This is a genomic window from Pseudomonas sp. PvP009 (assembly GCF_017832995.1).
GTDB classification, from domain to species: Bacteria; Pseudomonadota; Gammaproteobacteria; order Pseudomonadales; family Pseudomonadaceae; genus Aquipseudomonas; species Aquipseudomonas syringae.
In genome coordinates this window covers 2,406,880-2,419,954 of sequence record NZ_JAFIBG010000001.1, presented here as the reverse complement: position 1 = coordinate 2,419,954, position 13,075 = coordinate 2,406,880, and the positions used below count along the sequence as shown (strand labels likewise).

The 13,075-nt window shown below is 60.1% G+C and carries 11 protein-coding genes; 4 read left to right on the top strand and 7 right to left on the bottom strand.

Annotation, left to right across the window (positions count from 1 at the left end; genetic code table 11):
- The first annotated feature begins 92 nt into the window (after window positions 1–92).
- Window positions 93–1,331, top strand: a complete 1,239-nt coding sequence (locus JOE29_RS10755; protein ID WP_032662081.1) for an acyl-CoA dehydrogenase family protein — start codon at window positions 93–95, stop codon at window positions 1,329–1,331.
- 7 nt (window positions 1,332–1,338) lie between these two features.
- Here the strand turns inward: JOE29_RS10755 and JOE29_RS10750 are convergent, their stop codons facing one another.
- The 5 genes from JOE29_RS10750 to JOE29_RS10730 form a co-directional block, all read right to left on the bottom strand.
- Complete coding sequence (locus JOE29_RS10750; protein ID WP_210079479.1) at window positions 1,339–2,325, bottom strand: ABC transporter permease; 987 nt, start codon at window positions 2,323–2,325, stop codon at window positions 1,339–1,341.
- The gene (locus tag JOE29_RS10745) at window positions 2,322–3,326 is read right to left on the bottom strand and encodes an ABC transporter permease (protein ID WP_122255442.1); all 1,005 of its coding nucleotides are present in this window, start codon (window positions 3,324–3,326) and stop codon (window positions 2,322–2,324) included. Before JOE29_RS10745 ends, JOE29_RS10750 begins: the two co-directional genes overlap by 4 nt.
- Window positions 3,313–4,884 (bottom strand): sugar ABC transporter ATP-binding protein, encoded by a 1,572-nt coding sequence (locus JOE29_RS10740; protein WP_210079478.1) that lies wholly within the window; start codon window positions 4,882–4,884, stop codon window positions 3,313–3,315. Before JOE29_RS10740 ends, JOE29_RS10745 begins: the two co-directional genes overlap by 14 nt.
- Window positions 4,885–4,899: 15 nt before the next feature.
- Window positions 4,900–5,904: a sugar ABC transporter substrate-binding protein gene (locus tag JOE29_RS10735; RefSeq protein WP_210079477.1), complete on the bottom strand. Its 1,005-nt coding sequence runs from the start codon at window positions 5,902–5,904 to the stop codon at window positions 4,900–4,902.
- Between the two features lie 244 nt (window positions 5,905–6,148).
- Window positions 6,149–7,777, bottom strand: coding sequence for a methyl-accepting chemotaxis protein (locus tag JOE29_RS10730; RefSeq protein ID WP_210079476.1), 1,629 nt, complete (start codon window positions 7,775–7,777; stop codon window positions 6,149–6,151).
- 209 nt (window positions 7,778–7,986) lie between these two features.
- On the opposite strand from JOE29_RS10730, the gene JOE29_RS10725 reads away from it, so the two are divergent.
- Window positions 7,987–8,415, top strand: coding sequence for a VirK family protein (locus JOE29_RS10725; RefSeq protein WP_103364665.1), 429 nt, complete (start codon window positions 7,987–7,989; stop codon window positions 8,413–8,415).
- Window positions 8,416–8,513: 98 nt separating this feature from the next.
- Here JOE29_RS10725 and JOE29_RS10720 read toward each other — a convergent pair whose 3' ends face one another.
- Together JOE29_RS10720 and JOE29_RS10715 are read right to left on the bottom strand one after the other, a co-directional pair.
- The gene (locus JOE29_RS10720) at window positions 8,514–8,984 is read right to left on the bottom strand and encodes a DUF3237 family protein (RefSeq protein ID WP_024684339.1); all 471 of its coding nucleotides are present in this window, start codon (window positions 8,982–8,984) and stop codon (window positions 8,514–8,516) included.
- 178 nt (window positions 8,985–9,162) lie between these two features.
- On the bottom strand, window positions 9,163–10,350 hold the full coding sequence (locus JOE29_RS10715; protein WP_003318570.1) for a XylR family transcriptional regulator: 1,188 nt from the start codon (window positions 10,348–10,350) through the stop codon (window positions 9,163–9,165).
- A gap of 169 nt (window positions 10,351–10,519) precedes the next feature.
- Here JOE29_RS10715 and xylA point away from each other — a divergent pair, with 169 nt between their 5' ends.
- On the top strand, window positions 10,520–11,836 hold the full coding sequence (xylA, locus tag JOE29_RS10710) for a xylose isomerase (protein ID WP_210079475.1): 1,317 nt from the start codon (window positions 10,520–10,522) through the stop codon (window positions 11,834–11,836).
- 131 nt (window positions 11,837–11,967) lie between these two features.
- Complete coding sequence (xylF, locus tag JOE29_RS10705; protein WP_210079474.1) at window positions 11,968–12,972, top strand: D-xylose ABC transporter substrate-binding protein; 1,005 nt, start codon at window positions 11,968–11,970, stop codon at window positions 12,970–12,972.
- The last annotated feature ends 103 nt before the right edge of the window (window positions 12,973–13,075 follow it).

Here is a 13,075-nt window from a genome sequence, read left to right as displayed (position 1 = left end):
CAATTAGTTATATTCAGGCATAAAGCATGCAGAGAGTCCTGCGAACCTTCCACCGGCCCGTGTGCCGATCTCTTCGCGCTCAGGAGTACTGCATGACTCAAACAACCGGCTCAAACCCGCTCTCGCTGGGGACCGATTACGAAACCCTGGCCAACCGATTTCGCCCGATCTTCCGTGAGATCGGCGCTGGCAGCGTCGAACGCGAACAAGCCCGCGCCCTGCCCCATGAACCGATTGCCTGGCTGCAGAAAGCCGGTTTCGGCGCTGTGCGTGTGCCCGTCGAATATGGCGGTGCGGGTGCATCGATCAGCCAGTTGTTTCAACTGCTTATCGAGCTGGCCGAAGCCGACTCGAATATTCCGCAAGCCCTGCGCGCGCACTTCGCTTTCGTCGAAGACCGCCTGAATGCACCCCCCGGCGCGGACCGTGACCAGTGGTTCGCGCGCTTTGTCGCCGGGGATCTGGTGGGTAACGGCTGGACCGAAGTCGGCGCGGTGAAAATCGGCGACGTGATTACCAAGGTCAGCCCGCAAGGCGATGGTTTCGTGCTCAACGGCACCAAGTTCTACAGCACCGGCAGCATCTTTGCCGACTGGATCGACGTCTATGCCCAGCGCTCCGATACCGGTGCCGACGTGATCGCGGTCGTCGACGCCAGGCATGCCGGTGTGCGCCACAGTGACGACTGGGACGGGTTCGGCCAGCGCACCACCGGCAGCGGCACCTCGGTCTACGACAACGTACCGCTGCCGGCCACACACGTCATACCGTTCGAACAACGCTTCAAATACCAGACGGCGTTTTATCAATTGGTGCTGCTGGCGGTGCTGGCCGGTATTGGTCGAGCTGTCGAACGCGACATCGCTCAGGAAGTGCGCGATCGCAAACGCGTCTTCAGCCATGGCAACGCCGGGAGCGTCAGCCAGGACTCACAAGTGCAGCAAGTGGTCGGTCAGATCGCCGCTCAGGTTTACGCCGCAGAGGCCGCAACGTTGCGCTCCGCCGAGCCATTGCAGCGTGCGTACGTGGCACGCTTTGGCAATGACCCACAGCGGGAAAAAGACGCCAATATCGCCGCCGAAATCGAGACCGCCAAGGCCCAGGTGATCGTATCGGAACTGGTGTTGCGCGCTGCAACTGAGCTGTTCAACGCACTGGGCGCTTCAGGTGTCAGCGTCAACAAGGCGCTGGATCGCCACTGGCGTAATGCGCGCACAGCGGCATCGCACAATCCGCTGATCTACAAGGCGCGCATTGTCGGTGACTGGCGCATCAACGGCACCGAGCCGCCGTTTGTCTGGCAGATCGGCAGCGGTAAAGGCAACGCGTAAAGAGCACTCACACCGCGTTACGCAGCAGGTGGCGACTGGTAAAACTGAACGCCAGCACCAGAAAGATCAGCGCCCCGGTCGCAACCTGCTGCCAATAGAAGTTCCAGCCGATCAGCAACAGGCCGTTGGCGATCACGTTGATGAAGAGCACACCCAAAAGTGTGCCCGGAATATTCGGACGCCCTTGAAGACTGAGCGTCGTACCGATGAACACCGCGCCGATGGCATTGATCAGATAAGCGTTGCCTGACATCGGCACGTAGGCGTTGACCGTCGAGCTGAGCAGGATACCCGCCACCGCACAGGCCAGCGCGCTGGCGAAAAACACCTGCACGGCAATGCGTCGCGTGGGCAGGCCCGAGTAATACGCCAGTTGCGGCTGCGTGCCCAGCGCAAGGATTTCCCGTCCCAGACGGCCACGCGCCAGAACCAGCCCGTAAAGCCCTGCCAGCAACCCTACCACCAACAGCGGCAACGGCACGCCGAGGATCAACACAGCGCTGATGCCCGGTAACGCGCCCTGAGCGATATAGATCGGCTGGCCACCGTCGGACAACAACTGTTGCACGCTGGTGCCGATAAACAGCGTACCCAGCGTCGCCAGGAACGGTGAAATGCGCAGCCCGGCGATCAGCATCGCGTTGAACGCCCCCGCAATGCCACCTGCCAGCAGGGCCACCGCAATGGCCGCGCCCAGACCATGACCGCCATTCAGTGTGACCACGAAACCGAGGCTGGCAAAATCCAGCGCCGTTCCCACCGACAGATCGATACCGCCAGCCGCAACGGCCCAGGTCATGCCGATTGCGACGATGGCCAGCAACACGAAGTTGTTCAGCACCAGGCTCGACAGGTTGCCCCAACTCAGAAAGCCCGGCGCATTGATCGCGAAAAACAGCAGGATGACCGACACCAACAGCGGCAGGACCGATGGCAACAGGCGCGGCAGCACCTTGACCAGCGTCGAGGAGGTACTCAGGGTCAGCGTACTCATTGTTCACCCTCCCGGCGGCCGAATGCCCCGGAAAATGCCACCACCAACAGAATCAATACACCTTGCACGCCGTTGACCCAGAAGCTGGAAATGTTCAGCAATTGAAAACCGTTGATCAAAAAGCCCAGCAGCAGCGTCGCCAACAGGGTGCCGGGAATGTTCGCGGTCAGACGCCGCGAGAACACCACGCCGAGAAAAGCGATGGCCACCACTGACAGCAACATGTCACCGGAACCGGTCGTGCTGCCGCTGAAAAACGCTGCGGAACAGAACGCGGCAATGGCGGCGCATCCGCCGGCAATCAGGTAACTGGCAAACACATAACGCCGCAGATTCAACCCGGCAGCCTCGGCGGCTTGCGGGTATTCGCCAATGGCGTACAGACGCAGACCAAACGCGCTGTGCTGAATCACCAGCCACAACACCGCAGCGACACCCAGCAGTACCCAGGCCAGCGCGGGAATGCCCAGCCAGACGCCGGACGCCAGGCTGTCGAGTAATGCCGAGTCGGTCGCCAGCACAGTGTTCTGGGTCAGCACCAGCTCCAGGCCGGCAATCAGGTTCATGCTCGCCAGGGTCGCCAGTAACGGCGGCAAGCGTAGAAACACCACCGCCAAGCCGTTGAACGCGCCGACCAGCAGGCCGCAGCCGAGCGTCAGGCCAATCGCTTGCCAGGCATCGAACCCTGCATTGTTCAGGCTGCTGTAGACGGCCGCACACAGACCGAGATTGGTCGCCAGCGACAGGTCCAGGCCGCCGCTGACCACATTGGAACCACCACCGATAACCACGCAGGTCAGCCCCAGCGCGAGTATGCCGAGGGTTGCTGACTGGGCGAACACATTGCTGATGTTGCCGAGGCTGATAAAGTTCGGCGCACTAACTGCAAAGCCGAGCAAAATCGCCAGAAACACCAGCAACGAACCGCGCTGCGCCAGGTGCACGAGCCAGCGCTGCGCCGGGTCGCCAGCCTGCGCAACGGATAGATCAAGCGCGGACATAATGGGCCTCCGCAGGGAGTGATTGGCTGTCATGGTCGCTTTCACTGGCGCCCGTGGCGCAGGCCAGCAGTTGGTCGCTGTCGGTGCTCAATGAATCGAATTCGCCTGCAATGCGTCCTCTGTGCAGGACCACAATGCGCTGAGTGATGCCGATCAGCTCCGGCAAGTCCGACGACAGCACCAGCACCGCCGCGCCGCCCTCGGCAAGCCGGGCAATCAATCGGTAGATCTCCACCTTGGCGCCGATGTCGACGCCAACGCTGGGCTCGTCCAGCAGGTATAACGTCGAATGGCGGCTCAGCCACTTGCCCAGCGCAACCTTCTGCTGGTTGCCACCGCTGAGCGCGTGCACCGGCGCATCATGGCCTGAGGTCTTGATTGCCAGTTCGTCGATCAGGTGTTGGCTTTCCCCGGCTTGCGCCGCAGCGTCGAGCAATCCCCAGCGGCTGAAGCGCCCCAGGCTGGCCAGCGTGATGTTCTCCAGCACCGAAAGCGCCGGTGCCACGCCATGCGTGCGGCGCTCCTCGGGGACCAGTGCGATGCCATGGCGTACCGCGTCACGCGGTGATTTCAACTGCAAAGGCTGACCGTTCAAGAGCAATTCGCCGCGATCCGGCTTGAGCAGCCCGAACAGGCTCTTGAGCAGCTCCTTGGCACCCGAGCCGACCAGACCGGTCAGGCCCAGCACTTCGCCACGCCGCACGCTCAGGTCAACGCCGTCGTAAAAGCGCCCTGCCCCCAGCCCGCGCAGTTGCAGCACGGGCGTGCCGGGTGATGTCCGGGCACGAAAATATTGCTCGCCTACCTCCCGATTGACCATCAGCCGGGCGATCTGCGCAGTGCTGGTGAGTGCCGGATCGACCACCGCCACATCGCGGCCGTTACGCAGCACGGTGACCTGATCGCACAGCGATTCGATCTCCTGCAAATAGTGGGAAATGTAGACAATGGTCAGCCCTTCAGCGCGCAGGCGGCGGACGATGTCCAGCAAGCGGTCCACCTCCTGCTTGACCAGTGACACACTCGGCTCGTCGAACACCAGCACCTTCGGCCTGGCCAGCAACGCGCGAGTGATCTGCAGTATCTGTCGCTGGGCGCTGTCCAGATCGCGTACCAGCGCCCCGGCGGGCAGGCGCATGGCAAAGTAATCGTCCAGAAGTCTTGCCGCCTCACGCTCTTGGGCGCGGCGATCGACGAAGGGCCCACGCTTGATTTCCTGCCCGAAAAACAGTGCCTCGCCGACGCTGAAGCTGCCCGGCAGCAATCGTTCCTGATGAATGAAATGCACGCCTGCGGCTTCGACCTGACGCGGCGTGAAACTCTCGAACGGCTGGCCGTGAATACTCAAACGGCCGGCATCGGCACGATGAATACCGGCGAGAACCTTGATCAGGGTCGACTTGCCCGCCCCGTTTTCACCCACCAGCCCGTGAATCGTTCCGGCCTCGACCTTAAGGTTTACGCCATCCAGCGCCTGGGTGGCGCCAAAGCGCTTGCTGACACCCTTCAAGTGCAAGGCCGGTGGCACCGCCGCGACGTCTGCAATCGTTGATCCCATGATTGATCTCCCGCGTCAGTTATCGCCTCTGAGCTTTTGCACGTCCGGTAGATTGGCGGCCGTGGTCAGCAAGGTGGGCACCTGGGTCTCTTTCGGCAGATCGTGCTGTCCGGCCAGGTAACGGGCGACGTTCTGCACCGCGGTTTTGCCGATCAATGCAGGCTGCTGGGCAACCACGGCCCCCACCGGCGAATCGTCGCGACGCATCAGCTCAAGCACTTCCGGTGTGCCGTCGACGCCGTAGGTCTTGATTTCGGTTCTGCCGGCATCGATCAGTGCCTTGCTGGCGCCCAGTTGCGGGATGTCCCAGGCGGCCCAGATCGCCGAAACAGTGCCCTTGGGATACTTGTTGAGCAGCGCCGAAACTTGCGAGTAAGCGTCCTGGACCGTGTTGGGAATGACATCGCGCAACTCCGGCTCGATAATTTTCAGCTCGGGATGATCCTTGAGCGCCACCTTGAGCTGGTCATAACGAATGGCGCAGACCGGCACGCCATAAAAGCCATTGAACACCAGCACGTTACCCTGGCCACCTGCGTCCTTGATCAGTTGCCCGGCCAATGCCTTGCCGGTGGCCTCGTTGTCGGACGTGGTGTTGTTGAGGCTGTATTGCGATGGCGCGTCGATGGTGAACAGCGGAATACCCGCCTTGCTGATGCGCTTGAGCCACGGGTCGATAACGCTGAGGGTGCCGAGGGTCTGGATCACTGCATCGGGCTTTTGCGTGACCACGGTCTGCAATTGATTGACCAGGTTCTTGTCGTTGCGACCGGCATCGAGCGTGATGGGTGTGCCGCCCAGGCGCTTGACCTCATCCACCTGCGCCTGGAAGGCCTTGATATCGAAGTAGTGACTGGTGCCGGTCATGCTGATCGCAATGCGTTTACCGGCCAGCGAAGGCACATCGCTGTCTTCGGCATACGCAGTTGCGACGAGGCTGGTGGCCAACAGGGTCAGCACCAGAGTGCGCCCTATTGCATGCAGGCGGTTGGTCTTGGAGGTCGGGACGGCATCAGGCATTCGGGTGGCTCCGCTGGCTCAGGAAAACAATCCTGATCAGCAGTGCACAGGTCATGCCCAAAGCCTTGTAGTGCGCCTGGCGATAGCGCGACGCCCGGCGGCAGGCGCTTTCACGCCGTTGCGCTGGATGGTGTGGGTGCGCAGTAGCCAGGTTTTACCGGCGCAAACGCCGGACACTTTGTCGATTCGCTGTTGCACGGACAACAGCGAATCGATGCGGGAGCGTGCTTGCTATCGGCCCGTGTTATCTGAGCTTGAACTGCCCCAGGGTGGTCGTCAGGTCACTCGCCAGCTCGGCCAGTGACTGGCTGGCACTGCCGGTCTGGCTGGTGCGCACCGCCGATTGTGCCGACAAATCACGGATGCGCACCAGGTTGCGGTCCACTTCCCGCGCAACCAGCGCTTGTTCTTCGGAGGCGCTGGCGATCACCGTATTGCGCTCATCGATGACCATGACCGAACTGGCGATGCTGGCCAGCACAGCGTTGGCTGACTCGGCCTGTTGTTTGGTGCGTTGCGCCTGGTCGGTACTGACTTCAAGCGCGACCAGAGTACTTTTGGTGCCCTGCTGGATGTGCCCGATCATGGTTTCGATCTCGCGAGTCGATTCGCTGGTGCGGTGGGCCAGAGCGCGCACCTCGTCGGCAACCACAGCAAAACCCCGTCCGGCATCGCCCGCGCGTGCCGCTTCAATGGCCGCGTTGAGGGCCAGCAGGTTGGTTTGCTCGGACACTGCGCGGATAACATCCAGAACCTTGGTGATATCCAGCGTGCGGGTTGCCAGCGCCTGCGCCTCGGTCGAGGCCGTGCCAACATTTCGGGTCAATTCAAGGATCGATTTGACGGTTTGATTGAGCTCTTCCTGACCTTCGCGGGCCGACACCGAAGAGGCTTTGGATTCCACCGAAGTGGTCACCGCATTACGCGCCACTTCATCGACCGCCTGACTCATCTCGGTGACGGCGGTGGCGGCCATTTCGATTTCGCTGTTCTGCACCACCAGATCGGCGTTGCTGTTGACCATCAGGGCGCTCATTTCTTCCGTGGCCGACGCCAACTGGTGAGCGGCGTCGCCCACCTGGGTCAGGGTCTGGCTCAAATTGCCGCGCATGCGCTCCATTGATTGCAGCAACAAGGCGGCTTCATCCGTGCCCTCGCGGTTGATTGCGCTGGGACGCAGGTCGCCCGCGGCAATGGTTTCCGAACTGTGCAACGCCTGACTGATCGGCACTGCCAGACTTTTGGTCAGACGCCAGGCAAGCAATACGGTCAACAACACCGTCAGAAACATGACCCCATAAGTGACGATCAGGGCGTTCTCATACACCGACGTCGCTGCAGCGCTGGATTCGGCTTCGGAGTCATCATTGATCTTTTCCAGCTTGCCCAGGGCGGCTTCGATACCTTCCGCCATGGCCTTCATCTCGCCCCAGACGAGCGCCCTTCCGGCATCCGCCTGATTCTCGTTGATCAGCGTATAGACCTTTTCGGCACGGTCGATGTAGCCCTGATAAGTGCTCTTCAGCCCCTCGACGAGCGCGCGCTCGTCATCCTCGGTGATGAGCGGGTCGTAGGCCTCTACGGCCTTTTGGAACCCGGCCTTCTTTTCAAGGAGCTCGGTGTGAGCCAGAGTCACCTGTGCAGGGTCATGCGAGGCAAGCATTTTAGCCACGGTAGTGCGGGTTTTCTCGACCGCCAGGGCAATATCGTCACCCAGCGCAATCCCGGGAAGGGCATCGTTTTCGATTTCAAGCGATTGCTCACGAATACCGTGCAATTGCTGAATGCTGAAAATACCAAGCCCGAACACCAGCACCACCATCAACGCAAAGCAGGCGGAGGTCCGCGCGGCTATTTTCAGCTGTCTCAGCATCTTCAATCCCCTTCCCGTGACCGGTGAATAAATTAACTCCGTCATGTCTATCGGCAGGACAGGAAAAAGTATGAAGATGCTCTGAACAGAGAGATGCCACTGCTATCGTGGGCCCACCTGGATCGAAGCTTATGGTAGGTTTCGCGACGCTCGATAATTGCGAGATGGACGGGTCTTTTCGCCCTTCAGACTGACTTCCTGGAGCTGCCATGAAACATTCCTACGCCGCTGCACTGTTTGCTCTTTCACTGCCAGGCCTCGCTCACGCAGGCGACGCACTACCCACCTACTCCGCCATTACCCAGGCGTTGAACACTGGAGAGTCGGTCGCCGTGGTGATCGATCTGGGACAATGCAAATCCTCGATCGCCGGTGCCGAGCCGTCCAAAACCAAAGGCGGCAAACGCATCGATGCCTACCGCATTACCCCCGACGGCACCCTGGCGTTTTCGGACACTCACTTCAGCCTCGATCGCAATAACAAGCCCATCGAGCAATTCATTCGCTATCAGATACGCTCGAACGGCACCGCCACATTCAGCATGACCACGCTGAATGTTCCTGGTTACCAACAGGTGGGCACTCCGGTAAGTTATGACTGTGCGGTCGGCAAGGGATTGAGCTTTTTTGCCGGATGAGCCGGCTCATGACCTGACCGCATAAGACACAAAAACGTCGGCGTGGGGGAAAAACCAGCCTCACGCCGTCGAAATAAAGCTCGGCGTGCGCCATCACATCAGCGGTTTTTTTCAGTATCCCCTTGCCTGTCGTTGACCTGAAAAATACTCACAAGCAGGCTGTCATCCCGAGACCTGACATTCACCCTGCCGACGTACAGATTGCGCTGCAAGTGATCATGCGCACCGGAAGGCACGCTGAACTGTTTACTGCATGTAAAGCGCGAGTCGGTCACAGGTCCGCGGTCGGTTTCATGCCCTGCCAGGAGCCCCTCGCCAACAACCTCTATGTTTATTCCGTCGTCAGTCAACAAGGTGTAGTAAAGGCTGAGACGCGCAAGGTCGTCGTCCTGGGGCACCAGATAAAGACTGCCTCCCGGAAGGACCTGCCCCTGCAATCGCTCACCACTAAACTCTCCACCCTGTATTTCACAGCTGCTGCGCTGCATCTTCAAAGGGTCGCAAAGCAATTGCGGCTTATCGATACGCAGGTGAATGGTCAATATTTCATGCAACTGCATCGTCTCTATCCCCTACGTCCCATCGTGCATGTGAAGACTGGTGACTCGCTCATAACTGTACCAAGGTGTATGTTTTAGCCCGGACGCCTGGGAACTGTCAACTTAAGAGAACCACTCGGTACTGTTATGAGGGGTATAGGAAGAAATGCATTCAGAGCCTGTCGCTCACCGCCCAGGCCTCCGGCGTTCATGACGCGGCCGCACTTCCACCCTGCTGATACTCTCGCGGCGTGCAGCCGAACTCGCGACGAAACACGGTGTGCAGGTATTGCGCAGACCGGAAACCACAATCACGGGCGATCTCGGCAATAGCCAGCCCGGTGTTTTCCAGTCCGTTTGCAGCGGCGGCCAGTTTGAAACGCAGGATCTCGTCGTGCACGCTGCAGCCCCTTACGCGGCGAAAGTGCGACTCCAGTGACGAGCGCGAGACGCCCACATAGGCGGCTACCTGTGCAGTCTTGATGCCCTGGCACGCGTACTGCCGGATAAACAGCAGCGCCTGCATCACATAGGGGTCACCCAAGGGCTGATGCAGACTCGAAGCCTGCACGTTGACAGTGTCCGGCGGTATCAGAATGTGTGTACCCGAGGACGGCATGCCGTGCAGCATCTGGTGCAGCAGACGTGCAGCGGTGCGACCCATCGTATCGGTTCCTTGAACGACCGAACTCAGTGGCACGCGAGTGAGGGTTCGGGTCAACGGATCATTGTCGATGCCGATCAGCGCCACCTGCTCGGGGACAGCAATTCCGGCGGTCAGGCAGGCCTGCAGTAGCTGACGGGCGCGGGCGTCGGTCACGGCGATGATGCCGATCGGTTTGGGCAGGCTTTGCAGCCAGGCGATCTGCTGTTCTACGGCGCTGTCCCAGAGCGGCGCGCTGGTGCCCAGGCCACGATAGACCTCGGCGTGCAGGCCGTCGCGTTGCAGCAAGCGGCGAAAGGCCTGCTCGCGCTCCTGCGCCCAGCGATTGGCTTGCGCTTCAGGCAGGCTGAAGCAGGCAAAGCGCGTCAACCCGGCCTCGATCAGGTGCTCGTAGGCTGCCTTGATCAAGGCGTGATTGTCAGTCGCCACATATGGAATGCCCTTCGGGTAGGCGCGCTCGTCCTGATAGGACCCGCCCACCGCTACCACCGGCAATTTGATCCCGGCCAGTGCCTCGCCGATCAGTGGGTCATCGAAATCGGCAATGATCCCGTCGCCCTGCCAGCGCTCGATGCCTTTCAGGCGACAGAGGAAGTCCTCCTCGAGGAACAAGTCCCAAGACACCCGGGTGCTGCTGAGGTAGTTGCCGATGCCACTGATGATGCCGCGGTCATAAATCTTGCTGCCGTTGAACAACAGCGCGATGCGGTGAACGGGAGGTACGGTTTTCATTGTTTTTATGCCGATTCGATAAGCACGACGCCGTGGGCCACAGACTAGGCCGCTGACCGACGAATCTCAACACTCAAAATCGCACTGTACGTTGACGATTTTCATAATCAGCGCATGCAGGGCCGTTGCTAGTATCCAGACACCGCCAAGAACAATAAGGAAAACGCTCATGCCGTACTTCCCCGACGTAGACAGGGTTCGCTACGAAGGCCCTGACAGCGACTCGTCCCTCGCCTTTCGCCACTATGACGCCGACAAGCTGGTCCTCGGCAAACCCATGCGCGAGCACTTGCGCATGGCGGCCTGCTACTGGCACACCTTCGTATGGCCGGGCGCCGACATGTTCGGTGTCGGCACCTTCAAGCGCCCATGGCAAGGTTCCGGTGACCCTATGGAACTGGCCATCGGCAAGGCCGAAGCGGCGTTCGAGTTCTTCTCCAAGCTCGGCATCGACTACTACAGCTTCCACGACACCGATGTGGCACCGGAAGGCGCCTCACTCAAGGATTATCGCCACAACTTCGCGCACATGGTCGATCATCTTGAGCGCCATCAGCAACAGAGCGGCATAAAACTGCTGTGGGGCACGGCCAACTGCTTCAGCAACCCACGCTTCGCCGCAGGCGCTGCCAGCAACCCGGACCCGGAAGTGTTCGCCTACGCCGCGACCCAGGTGTTCAGCGCAATGAATGCCACCCAGCGTCTCAAAGGGTCCAACTACGTATTGTGGGGCGGTCGCGAAGGCTACGAAACCCTGCTCAATACGGACCTCAAGCGTGAACGCGAACAACTCGGTCGCTTCATGCGCATGGTCGTTGAACACAAGCACAAAATCGGTTTCAAGGGCGATCTGCTGATCGAGCCCAAGCCACAGGAGCCGACCAAGCATCAGTACGATTACGACAGCGCCACGGTGTTCGGTTTTCTGCAGCAGTACGGCCTGGAAAACGAGATCAAGGTCAATATCGAGGCCAACCACGCCACACTGGCCGGACACAGCTTCCACCACGAAATCGCCACAGCGGTCTCGCTGGGGATTTTCGGCAGCATCGACGCCAACCGTGGCGACCCACAGAACGGCTGGGACACGGACCAGTTCCCCAACAGCGTCGAAGAGATGACCCTCGCCACCTACGAGATCCTCAAGGCTGGCGGCTTCACCAACGGCGGTTTCAATTTCGACTCCAAGGTGCGTCGCCAGAGCCTCGACGATATCGACCTGTTTCACGGCCACGTCGCCGCGATGGATGTCCTCGCCCTGTCGCTGGAGCGTGCCGCCGCCATGGTGCAGAACGATAAACTCCAGCACTTCAAGGATCAGCGCTACGCAGGCTGGCAGCAGCCATTTGGCCAATCGGTACTGGCGGGCGAATTCAGCCTTGCGTCGCTCGCCGAGCACGCCTTCGCCAACGAGCTGAACCCGCAGGCCGTCAGTGGCCGCCAGGAACTGCTTGAAGGCGTAGTCAATCGCTTTATCTACGCCTGACAGGCTCAACTGGACGTCGCCGTGACATTCAGGCGACAAATCTTCATACGCGACGTCCAGCAACGCTCTACAGTTCTATCGTTATCGCCCAGTCAAGAAGTGTCTCAAACAACAATAAAAGGACGCACCCTATGAACACCCTGAAACGTACGCTGCTCGCCAGCGCGCTGGCCTTGCTGTCCCTGCCGGTGATGGCTGACTCTGTGCACCCGAAAATAGGTTTTTCCATTGATGACCTGCGTCTGGAACGCTGGTCACGCGACCGTGATTACTTCGTTGCCGCGGCGGAAAAGCTCGACGCCAAGGTCTTCGTGCAATCGGCGGATGCCAATGAGCAGAAACAGATCTCGCAGATAGAAAACCTTATCTCGCGCGGCGTCGATGTAATCGTCATCGTGCCGTTCAACGCCACCGTGCTGACCAATGCCGTTGCCGAAGCCAAGAAGGCCGGGATCAAGGTGGTGTCTTATGACCGGCTGATCCTAAATGCCGATATCGATGCGTACATTTCTTTCGATAACGAAAAAGTCGGCGAGATGCAGGCCAACGGCGTACTGAAAGCAGCGCCCAAGGGCAATTATTTCCTGCTGGGCGGCGCGCCCACCGACAACAACGCCAAGATTCTGCGCGAAGGCCAGATGAAGGCGCTGCAACCGGCTATCGACAAAGGTGATATCAAGCTCGTCGGCCAGCAGTGGGTAAAGGAGTGGAGCCCTACCGAAGCCCTGAGCATTGTTGAAAACGCCCTGACCCGCAATAACAACAAGATTGATGGCATCGTCGCCTCCAACGACGCCACTGCCGGGGGCGCTATTCAGGCCCTCGCGGCACAGAAACTGGCCGGCACAGTTCCTATCTCGGGTCAGGACGCAGACCTCGCGGCGGTCAAGCGGGTCATCGATGGCACCCAGACCATGACGGTCTACAAGCCGCTGAAACTGATTGCCACGGAAGCCGCCAAACTTTCTGTGCAATTGGTGCGCGGCGGTGACAAGCCGAAGTTTGACTCGCAGTCGGACAATGGCATGAAGAAGGTCGACACCATGCTGCTGACCCCGACCTTGCTGACCAAGGACAACATCGACCTGCTGGAAAAAGACGGGTTCTACACCAAGGCGCAGATTGACGGGCAATGAGCCTCGATCGTTGATACGTCGCTGAAAGCCTGAGCGGCGACCCTGCGGTTTAGCAGGGTCGCCGCTCAGGCCAAGCCATCACACTTTCGTAGAGCCCTGCGCC